Below are 13,656 nucleotides of genomic sequence, written 5' to 3'. Positions count from 1 at the left end.
CGCGTGAACGATGCCCCGCCGCCCCTCGTCGAGCTCAGCCACGTCGCGAAGTCGTACCGGCGCGGCAACCAGATCGTGCCCGTGCTGACCGACATCACGCTCGATATCGGCGAAGGCGACTTCGTCGCGCTGATGGGGCCGTCCGGCTCCGGCAAGAGCACGCTGCTGAACCTCGTGGCCGGCATCGACCGGCCCGACAGCGGCGAGCTGCGCGTGGGCGGGCTCGACATCTCGCTGCTCGCGGAGGCGCAACTGGCCGAATGGCGCGCAGCGAACGTCGGCTTCATCTTCCAGTTCTACAACCTGATGCCGGTGCTCACGGCGTTCGAGAACGTCGAGCTACCGCTGATGCTCACGCACCTGTCGCGCCGCGAGCGGCGCGAGCGCGTCGAGCTCGTGCTCGACATGGTGAACCTCGGCGACCGCACGAGCCACTACCCGTCCGAGCTGTCAGGCGGCCAGCAGCAGCGCGTCGCGATCGCGCGCGCGCTGATCACCGACCCCGTGCTGATCGTCGCCGACGAGCCGACCGGCGACCTCGACCGCGCGTCGGCCACCGACGTGCTCGCGATGCTGCAACGGATGAACGCCGAGCTCGGCAAGACGATCATCATGGTGACCCACGACGCGCACGCGGCCGGCGCCGCGCGCTCGCTCGTGCATCTGGAAAAAGGGGAGCTGATCGATGGGCACGCCGGCTGACCGGCTGCGGGAGCGCGCGCGATGTACGTGCTGAAGCTGATCGCGCGCAATGCGCTGCGGCACCGGCTGCGCACGCTGCTGACCGTGCTCGGGCTGACCATCGCGGTGCTCGCGTTCGGGCTGCTGCATACGGTGGTCGACGCGTGGTACGCGGGCGCGGCCGCCGCGTCCAGCGGGCGGCTCGTCACGCGCAACGCGATCTCGCTGGTGTTTCCGCTGCCCGTGAGCTACGAGAACCGGATCCGCGGCGTCGAAGGCGTGACGGCCTTGGTCCGCTCGAACTGGTTCGGCGGCATCTACCGCGACCCGAAGAATTTCTTCGCGAGCTTCGCCGTATCGGACAACTATCTCGACCTGTATCCGGAATTCATCGTGCCCGAGCAGCAGCGCGCCGACTACAACCGCGACCGCCGCGGCTGCCTGGTCGGGCGCCAGCTCGCGGATCAGTTCGGCTTCAAGGTCGGCGACGTGATTCCGCTGAAGGGCACGATCTACCCGGGCACCTGGGATTTCGTCGTGCGCGGCATTCTCGACGGCCGCGACGAGTCGACGATCACGCGCCAGCTGGTGTTCCACTGGGACTACCTGAACGAGACGGTGCGCCAGCGCACGCCGAAGCAGGCCGACCAGGTCGGCCTGTTCGTGCTCGGCGTCGCGAATCCGGACGACGGCGCGTCGATCGCGCGCAACGTCGACGCCGTGTTCAAGAACTCGCTCGCCGAGACGCTGACCGAAACCGAGCAGGCGTTCCAGCTCGGCTTCGTCGCGATGTCGAACCAGATCATCGCGGCGATCCGCGTCGTGTCATACGTGGTGATCCTGATCATCATGGCCGTGATGGCCAACGCGATGGCGATGAGCGCGCGCGAACGCACCGCCGAATACGCGACGCTGAAGGCGCTCGGCTTCGGCCCCGGGTTCCTCGCGCTGATCGTGTTCGGCGAATCGGTCGTGATCGCGGTGGCCGGCGGCGGGCTCGGGATCCTCGCGACCCCGCCCGCCGCGAGCCTGTTCAAGCAGGCGGCAGGCGGCATCTTCCCGGTGTTCAAGGTGTCGACCGAGACGGTCGTGCTGCAGGCCGCGTGCTCGATCGCGGTCGGCTTCGCGGCCGCGATCGTGCCGGCGTGGCAGGCGGCGCGCGTGCGCGTGGTCGAAGGCCTGCGGGCGATCGGATAAGCGCATGGCGATCCCGCTCAACTACATCGCGCGCAACCTGTGGACCCGGCGGCTCACCACCGCGCTGACCGCCGGCGGGATGGCACTCGTGATCTTCGTGTTCGCGACGGTGCAGATGCTCGACGCCGGGCTCACGAAGACGCTCGTTTCAACCGGCGAACCCGACAACGCCGTGGTGATCCGCAAGGGCGCCGAAACCGAGATCCAGAGTTCGATCGACCATCAGCAGGCCAATGCGCTCGAGATGCACCCGGCCGTCGCGCTCGGCCCCGACGGCCGGCCGCTCGTGTCGAAGGAAGCGGTCGTGCTGATCTCGCTCGTGAAGACGTCGACCGGCAAGCCGTCGAACGTCGTGATCCGCGGCGTGTCGCCCGCCGGGCTCGCGCTGCGCCCGCACGTGACGCTCACGGCCGGCCGGATGTTCACGCCCGGCTCGTCGGAAATCATCGTCGGCAGCGCGATCGCGAAAGGGTTCAGCGGCACGCAGCTCGGCGACAGCCTGCATTTCGCACAGCGCGACTGGACCATCGTCGGCATCTTCGACGCGGGCGGCAGCGGCTTCGATTCGGAGATCTGGGGCGACGTCGACCAGCTGATGCAGTCGTTCCGGCGCACCAGCTATTCGTCGATGGTGCTGCGCATCCCGAGCGCCGACGGCTTCGCGCGCTTCAAGGCCGACATCGACGTCGACCCGCGGCTGACCGACGAGGCGAAACGCGAGCAGACCTTCTATGGCGACCAGTCGAAGGCGCTGTCGAAGTTCATCAACATTCTCGGCATCACGCTGTCGACGATCTTCTCGATCGCCGCGATGATCGGCGCGATGATCACGATGTACGCGTCGGTCGCGAACCGCGTCGCCGAGATCGGCACGCTGCGCGCGCTCGGCTTCAAGCGCACGAACGTGCTCGCCGCGTTCCTGCTGGAAGCGCTGCTGCTCGGCTTCGTCGGCGGCGTCGCGGGGCTCGCGTGCGCATCGCTGATGCAGCTCGCGTCGTTCTCGACGACCAACTTCCAGACCTTCGCGGACCTGTCGTTCCGCTTCGTGCTGACGCCCGCGATCGTCGTGAAGACGCTGCTGTTCTCGCTCGTGATGGGGCTCGTCGGCGGGTTCCTGCCGGCGATGCGCGCCGCGCGGCTGAAGATCGTCGATGCGCTTCGCGCGCAGTGACGCGCGCCGCCGCTCAACGCTCGCGCGGCACCCACGCGCCGTGGAACCCGGCCGGCACGCGGCGCGGCAGGTGCACGGTCGCGACCGGCCCCGCGTCGATCGCGCGCGCATCGAGGATCACGACGTCGCTCGTGTCCGTCTCCGCGCGGTAGACCATCACCAGCAGCCAGCCGTCGTCCTCGTCGACACCACCCGGGCGCGGCACGAACACCGGCTCGCTGTTCTGGTCGCCGGGCGGCACCGCGTAGCGCGTCGTCGTGCCGCTCGCGTGGTCGAAGCGCATCACGCCGCGCATTTCCGCATGGTTCGGCTGCTCGACCGCATACAGGTAGCGGTAGCCGCGCCCCGTGCGGCTTTCGTTGATGCGCGGCATCTCGATGCCGCCGTCGGCGAGCGGCCCTTCGTCGATCAGACCGTTCGCCGTATCGATCACGTAGCGCCACAGCTCGCCGACCGGGTTGTCGGCGAAGCGGCCCGTGCGCGCGTCGAGCCGCAGGAACCACGGATAACGCACCGCATCGAGCACGATGCACGATTCGTCGCAGTCGTACGCGTTCACGACGTGCAGGATGAAGCACGGCTCGACGCCGAACCAGCGCACCGCGCCGCCGTGGCGCGGGATCACGCCGATACGCGCGGGCCGATCGTCGTGCCAGCGCAGCGGCATCCGGTGGCCCTGCTTCAGCAGCGAGAAGTCGTAGCCGACGTTCAGGTCGAGCAGCAGGCTGCGGGTTTCGGTAATCGCGAGGTCGTGCATCATCGACGGCGCGTTCAGGTCGATCTCGACGTCGACACGCTGCACGCCGTGCGCGTCGATCACGCCGTAGCGCAGCCACGGCGCGCGCCAGTCCGCGCGGAACGTCATCAGCTCGCCGGTCACCGGATCGACCTTCGGGTGCGCGGTCATGCCGCCGTCGAAGCCCGCATGCCGCGCCGGCACGCCGAACGAATCGAGTTCGGCCGTGATCGCGAGCGGCGCGCCGCCCTCGGCCAGCGCGAGCAATTCGCCCGCATGCTGCAGCACGTTCACGTTCGGATTGGTGTCCGGCAGATGCGGCGCCTGCTCGGGTGCATGCACGGCGGCCCAGCGCTGCGTGCGCGCCCAGCGGTTCCAGTAGCCGGTCGCGCGGCCGTCGTCGAACGCGATCGCGTGCAGCATCGCGGCTTCCGGCCACCACGACAGCATGTCGCTGCCTTCGAAGCGGCCGCCCGGCGGATTCGGGCCGTTGCGCAGCAACGCGCCGCAGAGTTCGCGCGGGATGACGCCCGTCACGCGCAGGTCGACGAGATCGACTTCGTCGGCGACCGGCGCGATCGCGCCTCGGTTCAGATCGAATACGGTCATTGCATCGGTGCTCCGTCAACAGTCTTCGGCGGACGGCGGCAGGTCGCCGCACGCCAGGGCGAGCGCATGGTCGCGCACGTCGTCCGGCCAGCCGGCGGCCAGCTCGGCCAGCCGCGCCGGGTCATTCGCATACAGCGCCCGTGCGGCTTCCTCGAAACCGGGCAGATTGCCCGCCATCGCCGACATGAAGTGGTAGGCGCGGGTTTGCGCGTCGCGGTGCCGGTCGGCCGCCGCATGCGTGCGCCGCGCGTCCTCGACGAGCTTGCGCAGCGCAACCGACGCGCCGCCCGGCTGCGCGCCGAGCCATTCCCAGTGACGCGGCAGCAGCGTGACCTCACGCGACACGACGCCGAGCTTCGGCCGGCCGCGGCCGCGCTGTTCGCCGGCGCCTGCGGGCTCGCCGGCAGCCCCGGACGTGTCGCCTGACGGCGGCGCATAGCGCGCGCGGATGTCGTCCTCGGTGCCGCGCAGGTCGAGGTCGATCGAGCGGCCCGTCGCGTCATCGAAGATCAGGATCGTGCCGGGCATTGCGTCGCCGGCTGCCTGCCGGACCGCGAGCGCGACCGTCGCGAGCGGGCCCGACGCAAGCCGCCGGTGGCCTTCGAAGGCCGTGTATGAAGGGAGGAGCGTGGAGGTTGTCATCGTGGTCACCCGGAGGCAGGAATCAGAATGACGCTATTTTTATCCGGGTATTAATTGGATGTCAATATTATCCGGGTAAAAAAAACATCCATCACGGATTCCCCCTTCGGACAACCGCGTTGCCGGTCAGGCCGCCCGGGCCGCAGCCGCGATGCCGCGTGCGCTTGCCAGCGCGTCGTCGAGCGACACATGCCCTTCGAACGCCGGCGACGCCGGCAACGGCAGGTTTTCCTCGATTGCGTGCGCGAACTGCACGCCCGCATCGTCGGCAAGCCGCGCACGCAGCGCGGCGATGCGCGGGAACGCGTCGCGCTCGAATACCGCGTGATAGTCGGCCCAGCGCGCGATCCCGGAGAAGTACGCGTCGGCCAGCGTGCGCCGCGCACCCAGCAGCCACGGGCCATCGCCACGCTCGAGCAGCGCCTCGAGCTGCCGGTGCGCCTTCAGCACCTTGCCGCTGCCATAAGCCTGCAGCGCCGCTTTCTCCGCGCCCTCGGTGTCGTGTTCGTACACGTACCAAAGTGCGCCGAACGCGTTGAAGAACGTCGTGTTCAGCCACGCGAGCATCCGGTTCAGCCGGTCAAAATCCGCGCTGCCCTGGCGAAACGCGAGGCCGCTGTCGAGCACTTGCGCGCCGACATGACCGAGGATCGCGAGGCTTTCGGTCAGCACCTCGCCGTTCGCGGTCACGAATGCCGGCGTTTCGGCGACCGGGTTCAGCGCGAGATACGCGTCGCTCGTCGCGACGCTCGGCATCGCGATGCGCGACAGCCGGTACGGGCGGCCAGCCCATTCAAGCGCGACGATCGAGCCGAACGAACAGCCAGCGGGAATGCCGTAGAGGAGGATCGGGGACATCGGGAGGTTCCGCAGAAGTTGAACGAGCAGTCATGCTCCCATGGCGAACGATGGCGCAGTAGCCGCTAAAATTGAAACCCGTCGTTTCTTCATGTGGACGCTGAAAGTGAACCTGAACGATCTCTATCTGTTCGTGCAGGCGGTCGATGCGGGGAGCATGTCGGCGGCCGCGCGCCGGCTCGGCCTGCCGAAATCGACGGTCAGCAAACGCGTGGCCGAGCTCGAGCGCACGCTCGGCGCGCGGCTCGTGCATCGCACGTCGCGCAGCTTCCGGCTGACGCCGGTCGGCACCGAATTCTTCGAGCATGCACGCGCGGCCGTGATCGAGGCCGACAGCGCGCGCGACGCGGTACTGCGGCAGGCCGCCGAACCGGCCGGCGTCGTGCGGATCACGAGCTCGGTGCCGGTTGCGCAACACATCCTCGCGCCCTGCCTGCCGGCGCTGGCCGTCGCGCATCCGAAGCTGCTGCTGCAGGTTCATGCGAGCGACCGTCTCGTCGACATCGCGCAGGAAGGCTTCGATATCGCGGTACGCAGCCATTTCGCGCCGCTGCCCGATTCCGCGCTCGTGCAGCGGCCGCTCGCGACGTCGCCGATCATCGCCGTGGCGTCGCCGGCCTATCTCGCGCGTGCCGGCATCCCGGACGAACCCGCCGATCTCGCACGGCACGACGGCCTCCACCCGGGCCATCAGCCGTGGCGGCTGCAGCGTGGCGACGACGCCATCGACGTGGCGCCACGCATCCGGCTGCAGGCCGACGAATCGACGTTGTTGCTGCAAGCCGCGACGGCCGGCCTCGGCATCGCATGCCTGCCCGACTGGATCGCCGGCGCCGCGCTCGCGTCGGGCGCGCTCGAGCGGGTGCTGCCCGGCTGGCGGGCCGGCACCGTCACGACGACACTGCTGATGCCGCATCGGCGCGGCCAGTTGCCCGGCGTACGCGCCACCGTCGAGTTTCTTGCGGCACACGTCGCGGCCCACCACGGCATTGGGCCGGACGACGCGCGCGCGTGAGCGAATCTTGCCGCGACCCGCGCGTCGCGGCCGATCGATTCAAATGCTGAATCGATCAAGTCAGTAATTGGCATGAAAGCGCAAATTTCGCCATGACAGAATGATCCGGACGCCCTGCCCACCGGCATCGGCGTCCGGCCTCCGGCCGGCAGCACCCACACGAATAGCGCGCACCCGACGCGCCTGCCGCACGACGGCACCTTCCGCCCTTCGGAGGAGACAGTCATGAATCCGCTTCACGCGCTGCCGGCGTCCGCGTCGGCAACGGCCCGGCGCACTCGCGTGCGCTGGCTGGTGCTGGCCGTCCTGTTCGCGGTCACGACGATCAACTACGCGGATCGCGCCGCAATCGCGATCGCGGGCCCGAGCCTCGCCCGCGCGCTGCACCTGAGCCACGTGCAGATCGGCTTCATCTTTTCCGCGTTCGGCTGGTCGTACGTGGTCGCGCAACTGCCCGGCGGCTGGCTGCTCGACCGCTACGGATCGCGCATTGTCTATGCGTTCAGCATCTTCTTCTGGTCGCTGTTCACGCTGCTGCAGGGCGGAATCGGCTTCTTCGGCGGCGCGGCCGCGTTCGCACTGCTGTTCGGGCTGCGTTTCCTGGTCGGCGCGGCCGAGGCGCCGTCGTTCCCGGCCAACAGCCGGATCGTGTCCGCGTGGTTCCCGGCCGCCGAGCGCGGCACCGCGTCGGCGATCTTCAATGCCGCGCAGTACGCGGCGACCGTCGTGTTCGCGCCGCTGATGGGCTGGCTCGTGCACGCGTTCGGCTGGCAGTCGGTGTTCGCGGTGATGGGCGTGCTCGGCTTCGCGTTCGTCCTGGTGTGGAACCGCACGATGTACGACCCGAAGGACCACCCGAGCATCAACCGCGCGGAACTCGACTATCTCGCCGAAGGCGGTGCGCTCGTCAACATCGACCAGGCGACGGGCGGACGCGACGGCGGCCCGTCGATGCGCCACGTGAAGGCGCTGCTGAGAAACCGGATGCTGATCGGCGTGTACGTCGCGCAGTACTGCATCAACGCGCTCACCTATTTCTTCATCACGTGGTTTCCCGTCTATCTCGTGCAGGCGCGCGGGATGTCGATCCTCAACGCGGGGCTCGTCGCGTCGATCCCGGCCGTGTGCGGGTTCCTCGGCGGGATTCTCGGCGGCATCGTGTCCGACGCGCTGCTCAAGCAGGGCCGCTCGCTGTCGGTCGCGCGCAAGGTGCCGATCGTGTTCGGCATGCTGCTGTCGATGTCGATGATCGTCTGCAACTACACCGATTCGCACGTGCTCGTCGTGCTGTTCATGGCGCTGTCGTTCTTCGGCAAGGGGCTCGGCGCGCTCGGCTGGGCCGTCAACGCCGACACCGCGCCGCGCCAGATCGCGGGGCTGAGCGGCGCGCTGCTCAACACCTGCGGCAACCTCTCCAGCATCACGACGCCGATCGCGATCGGCTACATCGTCGACCGCAGCGGCTCGTTCAACGGCGCGCTCGTCTATGTCGTCGCGCACGCGCTCGTCGCGGTGATCTGCTACCTGTTCGTCGTCGGCGAGATCCGCCGCGTCGAGCTTCATTGAACGGCGCGGGCCGCGCCGGCGCAGCCGGCGGCCCATGCACCACCGGAACCAGGAGCGAACCGATGTCCGAACCCAGCCGTGCCGGCACGCCGCGCGTCACGCGCATGCAGGTGATTCCCGTCGCCGGCCGCGACAGCATGCTGCTCAACCTGTGCGGTGCGCATGCGCCGTACTTCACGCGCAACCTCGTGATCCTCGACGACAGCAGCGGGCATACGGGCGTCGGCGAAGTACCGGGCGGGGAAGGCATTCGTCACGCACTCGAGCGCATGACGGACCTCGTGGTCGGCCAGTCGATCGGGCGCTATCAGGCCACCCTCAACGCGGTACGCGCGGCGCTGTCCGGCGCGGGCGCGGGTGCGGGCCGCACGATCCGGCACGAGGTGACATCGGCCGGCGAGGCGGCGGTGCTGCGCCAGCCGCACGAGATCAACCTGCGGCTCGACAACGTGATCACCGCGATCGAGGCGGCGCTGCTCGACCTGCTCGGGCAGCATCTCGACGTGCCCGTCGCCGCGCTGCTCGGCGAAGGCCAGCAACGCGACGCGGTGCCGATGCTCGCCTATCTGTTCTATATCGGTGATCGCGGCCGCACCGACCTGCCGTATCGCGACGAGGCGCAGGCGCGCTCCCCGTGGTTCCGGCTGCGCAACGAGGAAGCGCTCACGCCGGCCGCGATCGCACGGCAGGCGGAAGCCGCCGTCGAGCGCTACGGCTTCGCCGACTTCAAGCTGAAGGGCGGCGTGATGGCCGGCGCCGACGAGATGGAAGCGATCGCCGCGATCAAGGCGCGCTTTCCGGAGGCCCGCGCGACGCTCGACCCGAACGGCGCGTGGTCGCTCGACGAGGCGGTCGCGCTGTGCCGCGGGCAAGGCCATCTGCTCGCGTATGCGGAAGATCCGTGCGGGCCGGAAGGCGGCTATTCGGGCCGCGAGGTGATGGCCGAATTCCGCCGCGCGACGGGGATCCCGACCGCAACCAACATGATCGCGACCGACTGGCGGCAAATGGATCACGCGGTGCGGCTGCAGGCGGTCGACATCCCGCTGGCCGACCCGCATTTCTGGACGATGCAGGGCTCGGTGCGGCTCGCGCAGTTGTGCCGCGACTGGGGGCTCACGTGGGGTTCGCACTCGAACAACCATTTCGACGTGTCGCTCGCGATGTTCACGCATGCGGCCGCCGCCGCGCCCGGCACGATCACCGCGATCGACACGCACTGGATCTGGCAGGAAGGCGACGCGCGGCTCACGCGCGAGCCGCTCGAGATCGTCGGTGGCAAGGTGGCCGTGCCGGAGCGGCCGGGGCTCGGGATCGAGCTCGACATGGCGCAGGTCGAGGCCGCAAATGCGTTGTACAAGGAGGTCGGCGGTACGGCGCGCGACGACGCGGTCGCGATGCGGTATCTCGTGCCGGGGTGGACTTACGATCCGAAGCGGCCGAGTTTCGGGCGGGGGTGACGGGAACGGGCGACGGCGCTGCCGGTTCGTCATCACGCCCGGACGCAGCCGCGCGAGGGCCCTGCCCCGCCCGGCCACGGCTTCATCCGCGCCGAGCCGGCGCGGCGGCGGCGCATCGCCCGATACTACGCGCGATGCGATCCGCATAGGCGAGACCCGGATCGAGCCCGGGGTCGTAGATGGTGAAGTCGATCCCCGCCACACGGCCCGATGCGACAAGCGGGCCGACCAGCGCGTCGAGCCCGTCGAAATCCAGCCCCGGTGAACCGGGCGAATCCACGGCCGGCAGTTGCGACTGATCGAGTACGTCGAGATCCACGTGCAGCCATGCCTGCCCAAGCGCGCGCGCACCCAGCCAACCGACCAGTTCGGCCGCGACGGCCGCGGGCCCCCGCGCCAGCAACTGCCCGATCGTGATGCGTGTGATCGCCGTGCGGGCAATGTCGCCGTAGGTAGTCTCGAAGTCGCCGGATTCGGATTCGCGTTCTCCCACCTGACAGGCGTCGAGATCGTCGACGAGCGGGCCGTCCAGATCCGGCCAGTCAGTCAGCAGCGACTCCCCTCGCCCGGTCGACAGCGCGAGATCCATTCCCGCCACGGAACCGAGCCGCTTCGCCGTGTCGTAGTTGCCGGGATGGAAGAAATCGCTGTGGCCGTCGACATGCACGAGCCCGTTGCCGCCCGCGCGACGGTTTCCCAGCAGGCACCCGAGCAGGACGCTGCAATCGCCGCCGAGCACGATCGGAAACGCGTGCCGCCGGCGCGCGTCGGCGACGCGCCCGGCCAGCTCGAGCGAGAAATCGCGGATCGCCATGCCGTTGCCGATGCGGGTACCGGACTGCGGCACGAATGCATAGGCGGGATGGGCGAGCCGCGTCACACCCGCCCCGACGTGCTCGGCAAGACCGGTCGCCAGCAGCACGTCCGGGGCGCGCCAGGTCTCGGGTTCGAGACCGGCCGCGTTCGGCCGAAGGCCGAGGCTGCTGGGCGCGACGATGAATTCGACCGGCCGGGCGCCGCCGGTTTGCGAAGGTCCGGCCTGCAAGCCGGGTGATGCGGTCTGCGTCGCCATGCGTTCTCCTCGCGCAAGCATCCGTTGCCGAATATACTAACCTTTCAAATAACGATCAAAGGTTAGCATCAATTTAACCCATGTCCAACATTTCACCGGTTATGGAAGCGCATCCGTTCGAGGCCCGCGATTTCATCGGCGGCCACCCCGTCCTCGACTTCATCAATACGGTGACCGGCCGCGACCAGGCGCCCCGCGACTGGCTGCCGGATTACAACGCCTATCTCGCGTGGCTGACGCGATCGGCGCTCTTTCCCGCCCCCGACCTGGCCCGGCTCGCGGCCCACGCGGCCGAAGCGCCGGCCGTGGCCGAGCAGGCGCTGCGCGACGCGAAGCGCTTGCGCGAAGCCCTGTTCGGCATCGCCGGTGCGCTCTCGCACGGCACGCCGGTGGCTGCGGCGGATCTCGAGACGCTGGAGCGCGCATGGAAGCGCGCGATGAGCGGCCGCCGGCTGATCGCGACAGCCGCACGGATCGAATTCGGCGGCCCGGCCGATCCGGCGGACCTGCATCTGCCGGCCCATCGGCTCGCGCTCGATGCCGTGAAGCTGCTCGAGGCGTTACCCGACGGACGGCTGCGGATGTGTGCGGGTTCGAATTGTGCGTGGCTGTTCATCGACAGCTCGAAGACGGGACGCCGCAAGTGGTGCGACATGACGACTTGCGGCAACGTGGCAAAGGCACGGCGGCACTATCGCGCGGTCAGGCACGCGTTGGCCGGATCGGGCAGCCACGACGAGCCCGAGTGACGGCGACACGCCGCTCGCGCCGCCCACGATGCGTGCGGCTTGCGGTGGAATCCCGGTTGCCAAACACCGGAAACGCACGCATCCTGCCGGCTGCCTGAACCTGCGCGCGCGGCGAGCGGTTCGGCACCTCCGTCCACTCAAGAAGAAGCGCCCATCATGACGTCTCCCGACCCAACACCGCGACAGGTCGTCCTCTTCGTCCTGTATTCGGTGCTGTGCCTGCCCGCGAGCATGACAGTCGCCGGCTATGTCGCGACCCGGATGGCAAACAATGCATCGAGCTTCGAAGGCGGCACGGGGTATGCGACGTTCTGGTGGATCATCCTGCTGACCTGCGCGTGCTACGCGCTGTCGCTCGTCATCTTCGCGCTGCTGCGCAAGAGAACCGCGATTCTCGCGGCCGTCACGGTGGGGTTCGCCGTGCTGTCGGTGCCGGCGTTCAGGTTCATTTACGAGTTGGCGACCTAGGCGCGGCGAGCTTGCGCGTCACGTCGAAAGCGGCGCACCCGACGGTGCCGCCCACGATCGCCGCGGAACCCAAAAACAAAAAGGCCCGATCTTGCGATCGAGCCTTTCGAATTCCGTTGGTGGAGCGGAGGAGGATCGAACTCCCGACCTTCGCATTGCGAACGCGACGCTCTCCCAGCTGAGCTACCGCCCCAACAGTCAACCATCATACACACGCATTTCTGCGCTTGGCAATAGGGGTTGGGTCACCCCCGAAGCGTTACTTTGACGGCGCGCCAGCCAGCACCCATTCGACCACCGAACGCACGTCGGCGTCGCTCATGCGCGGATGCGCGGGCATCGGAATCGCGCCCCAGACGCCGGCGCCGCCCTCCTTCACCTTCTTCGACAGCTTGGCCACGGCCTGCGGATCGGCCTTGTAGCGGGCAGCGATATCCTTGAACGACGGGCCGACGAGCTTGCGGTCGACCGCGTGGCAGCCCATGCATGCGTTGCCGCGCGCCACCTTCAGGCCATCGCCGACATCTGCGTGCGCGGCACCCTGCGTGCCCGCCACGAGCGCTGCGGCCGTGGCGCCCTGCACCATCCACTGTTTCAACTGCTTCATCTGCATGTTCTTCATTGCGAAGGCGCCTTCGGGTTGCCCGGGTGCACGCTGGACGAATTCGAGATCGGTGCGGGCGACTGCAGCGGCGTGGACTGCACCGACGTATCGGGCACGGCGCCCACCGTCGCGGCATCCGCCGGCGCGGCGGCCTGCACGCCGGACGCGCCGCTCGCGGGCGACGCCGCCTGCAGCGCCTGCGCGTCCTGCGGCTTCACGTACTGGAACACCTTCACGACCTTCTCGACACCGGGCACCTGGCTGGCGGCTTCCGCGCCGCGATTGCCCTCGTCAACCGTCACGAGCCCCATCAGGTAAAGGTTGCCGCGCTCGCTGACGACCTTGTAGTAGTTCGCCGAGATGCCCTTCGTCGCGATCAGCTCGGACTTCACGCGCCCTTCGAGGTACGAGTCGTTCGCGCGCGACGACAGCGACGACGCCGGCTCGACCGACAGCTCGTTGACGATGCCGTTCACGTTGTTGATGGCGCGCACAATTTCCTCGGCGCGCTGCTTCGATGCATCGTTCGGGACTTCGCCCGTCAGCAGCACGCGGCGGTTGAACACCGTCACGTTCACGTGCGACTGGTCGGGCAGCCCGTTGTTGATCTGCGTGAGCGACTTGACCTGGATCTCGCGATCCTCAGTCTGCGCGCCAAGCGTACGGCGGTCGGTCGCGACCAGCGCGCCGCCGCCGGCCGCTGCGCCCACGATCCCGAGCACACAACCCTGCAGCGACACGGCGAGGCCCGCCGTCAGCGCAGCGAGCAGCGTGGTTCTGACGAGCGTCTGTTTGACGCGGCTTTGATTCATCGACGGCTCTCCTTCG

The 13,656-nt window shown here is 68.7% G+C and carries 14 protein-coding genes and 1 tRNA gene; 8 read left to right on the top strand and 7 right to left on the bottom strand.

What is annotated here, in order from left to right:
- The first annotated feature begins 3 nt into the window (after positions 1 to 3).
- From ACPTTF_RS01170 to ACPTTF_RS01160, 3 genes are read left to right on the top strand one after another with little or no spacing between them, the layout of a single operon-like run.
- Positions 4 to 702 (top strand): ABC transporter ATP-binding protein, encoded by a 699-nt coding sequence (locus ACPTTF_RS01170; RefSeq protein ID WP_027788609.1) that lies wholly within the window; start codon positions 4 to 6, stop codon positions 700 to 702.
- 21 nt (positions 703 to 723) lie between these two features.
- A complete protein-coding gene (locus tag ACPTTF_RS01165) occupies positions 724 to 1,878 on the top strand; it encodes an ABC transporter permease (RefSeq protein WP_423370051.1) in 1,155 nt (384 codons plus the stop codon).
- A gap of 4 nt (positions 1,879 to 1,882) precedes the next feature.
- Entirely contained in the window at positions 1,883 to 3,049 is a 1,167-nt protein-coding gene (locus ACPTTF_RS01160) for an ABC transporter permease (RefSeq protein ID WP_423370050.1), read from the top strand.
- A gap of 13 nt (positions 3,050 to 3,062) precedes the next feature.
- Here the strand turns inward: ACPTTF_RS01160 and ACPTTF_RS01155 are convergent, their stop codons facing one another.
- The 3 genes from ACPTTF_RS01155 to ACPTTF_RS01145 form a co-directional block, all read right to left on the bottom strand.
- On the bottom strand, positions 3,063 to 4,394 hold the full coding sequence (locus ACPTTF_RS01155) for a carotenoid oxygenase family protein (protein WP_423370049.1): 1,332 nt from the start codon (positions 4,392 to 4,394) through the stop codon (positions 3,063 to 3,065).
- Positions 4,395 to 4,409: 15 nt separating this feature from the next.
- On the bottom strand, positions 4,410 to 5,036 hold the full coding sequence (locus ACPTTF_RS01150; RefSeq protein WP_423370048.1) for a DUF2239 family protein: 627 nt from the start codon (positions 5,034 to 5,036) through the stop codon (positions 4,410 to 4,412).
- A 126-nt stretch (positions 5,037 to 5,162) separates the two neighbouring features.
- A complete protein-coding gene (locus tag ACPTTF_RS01145; RefSeq protein ID WP_423370047.1) occupies positions 5,163 to 5,894 on the bottom strand; it encodes a glutathione S-transferase family protein in 732 nt (243 codons plus the stop codon).
- 40 nt (positions 5,895 to 5,934) lie between these two features.
- On the opposite strand from ACPTTF_RS01145, the gene ACPTTF_RS01140 reads away from it, so the two are divergent.
- From ACPTTF_RS01140 to ACPTTF_RS01130, 3 genes are all read left to right on the top strand, one after another.
- Complete coding sequence (locus ACPTTF_RS01140) at positions 5,935 to 6,909, top strand: LysR family transcriptional regulator (RefSeq protein ID WP_423370046.1); 975 nt, start codon at positions 5,935 to 5,937, stop codon at positions 6,907 to 6,909.
- Positions 6,910 to 7,134: 225 nt separating this feature from the next.
- Complete coding sequence (locus ACPTTF_RS01135; RefSeq protein ID WP_423370045.1) at positions 7,135 to 8,475, top strand: MFS transporter; 1,341 nt, start codon at positions 7,135 to 7,137, stop codon at positions 8,473 to 8,475.
- Positions 8,476 to 8,537: 62 nt separating this feature from the next.
- The gene (locus tag ACPTTF_RS01130; RefSeq protein WP_423370044.1) at positions 8,538 to 9,935 is read left to right on the top strand and encodes an enolase C-terminal domain-like protein; all 1,398 of its coding nucleotides are present in this window, start codon (positions 8,538 to 8,540) and stop codon (positions 9,933 to 9,935) included.
- Positions 9,936 to 10,017: 82 nt separating this feature from the next.
- Here the strand turns inward: ACPTTF_RS01130 and ACPTTF_RS01125 are convergent, their stop codons facing one another.
- Complete coding sequence (locus ACPTTF_RS01125; protein WP_423370043.1) at positions 10,018 to 11,007, bottom strand: arginase family protein; 990 nt, start codon at positions 11,005 to 11,007, stop codon at positions 10,018 to 10,020.
- An 80-nt stretch (positions 11,008 to 11,087) separates the two neighbouring features.
- On the opposite strand from ACPTTF_RS01125, the gene ACPTTF_RS01120 reads away from it, so the two are divergent.
- Complete coding sequence (locus ACPTTF_RS01120; RefSeq protein WP_423370042.1) at positions 11,088 to 11,756, top strand: CGNR zinc finger domain-containing protein; 669 nt, start codon at positions 11,088 to 11,090, stop codon at positions 11,754 to 11,756.
- A 156-nt stretch (positions 11,757 to 11,912) separates the two neighbouring features.
- Entirely contained in the window at positions 11,913 to 12,224 is a 312-nt protein-coding gene (locus tag ACPTTF_RS01115) for a hypothetical protein (RefSeq protein WP_423370041.1), read from the top strand.
- A gap of 117 nt (positions 12,225 to 12,341) precedes the next feature.
- Here the strand turns inward: ACPTTF_RS01115 and ACPTTF_RS01110 are convergent.
- From ACPTTF_RS01110 to ACPTTF_RS01100, 3 genes are all read right to left on the bottom strand, one after another.
- Positions 12,342 to 12,417, bottom strand: a tRNA-Ala gene (locus ACPTTF_RS01110).
- 66 nt (positions 12,418 to 12,483) lie between these two features.
- A complete protein-coding gene (locus ACPTTF_RS01105) occupies positions 12,484 to 12,846 on the bottom strand; it encodes a c-type cytochrome (RefSeq protein WP_423370040.1) in 363 nt (120 codons plus the stop codon).
- Positions 12,843 to 13,640 carry a BON domain-containing protein gene (locus ACPTTF_RS01100; protein WP_423370039.1) on the bottom strand — a complete coding sequence of 266 codons (798 nt, stop codon included), beginning with the start codon at positions 13,638 to 13,640 and terminating at the stop codon, positions 12,843 to 12,845. Before ACPTTF_RS01100 ends, ACPTTF_RS01105 begins: the two co-directional genes overlap by 4 nt.
- Between the last annotated feature and the right edge of the window lie 16 nt (positions 13,641 to 13,656).

Source organism: Burkholderia crassaminum (genome assembly GCF_964265005.1).
Taxonomy (GTDB): Bacteria; Pseudomonadota; Gammaproteobacteria; order Burkholderiales; family Burkholderiaceae; genus Burkholderia.
This window is presented reverse-complemented; position numbering and strand designations above follow the sequence as displayed.

What these genes read in the sequence shown, in the direction of transcription:
- ACPTTF_RS01100 (WP_423370039.1), bottom strand. Translation starts at nt 13,640, where the DNA reads ATGAATCAAAGCCGCGTCAAACAGACGCTCGTCAGAACCACGCTGCTC.
- ACPTTF_RS01105 (WP_423370040.1), bottom strand. Translation starts at nt 12,846, where the DNA reads ATGAAGAACATGCAGATGAAGCAGTTGAAACAGTGGATGGTGCAGGGC.
- ACPTTF_RS01145 (WP_423370047.1), bottom strand. Translation starts at nt 5,894, where the DNA reads ATGTCCCCGATCCTCCTCTACGGCATTCCCGCTGGCTGTTCGTTCGGC.
- ACPTTF_RS01140 (WP_423370046.1), top strand. Translation starts at nt 5,935, where the DNA reads ATGGCGAACGATGGCGCAGTAGCCGCTAAAATTGAAACCCGTCGTTTC.
- ACPTTF_RS01115 (WP_423370041.1), top strand. Translation starts at nt 11,913, where the DNA reads ATGACGTCTCCCGACCCAACACCGCGACAGGTCGTCCTCTTCGTCCTG.
- ACPTTF_RS01160 (WP_423370050.1), top strand. Translation starts at nt 1,883, where the DNA reads ATGGCGATCCCGCTCAACTACATCGCGCGCAACCTGTGGACCCGGCGG.
- ACPTTF_RS01120 (WP_423370042.1), top strand. Translation starts at nt 11,088, where the DNA reads ATGTCCAACATTTCACCGGTTATGGAAGCGCATCCGTTCGAGGCCCGC.
- ACPTTF_RS01165 (WP_423370051.1), top strand. Translation starts at nt 724, where the DNA reads ATGTACGTGCTGAAGCTGATCGCGCGCAATGCGCTGCGGCACCGGCTG.
- ACPTTF_RS01135 (WP_423370045.1), top strand. Translation starts at nt 7,135, where the DNA reads ATGAATCCGCTTCACGCGCTGCCGGCGTCCGCGTCGGCAACGGCCCGG.
- ACPTTF_RS01155 (WP_423370049.1), bottom strand. Translation starts at nt 4,394, where the DNA reads ATGACCGTATTCGATCTGAACCGAGGCGCGATCGCGCCGGTCGCCGAC.
- ACPTTF_RS01125 (WP_423370043.1), bottom strand. Translation starts at nt 11,007, where the DNA reads ATGGCGACGCAGACCGCATCACCCGGCTTGCAGGCCGGACCTTCGCAA.
- ACPTTF_RS01130 (WP_423370044.1), top strand. Translation starts at nt 8,538, where the DNA reads ATGTCCGAACCCAGCCGTGCCGGCACGCCGCGCGTCACGCGCATGCAG.
- ACPTTF_RS01150 (WP_423370048.1), bottom strand. Translation starts at nt 5,036, where the DNA reads ATGACAACCTCCACGCTCCTCCCTTCATACACGGCCTTCGAAGGCCAC.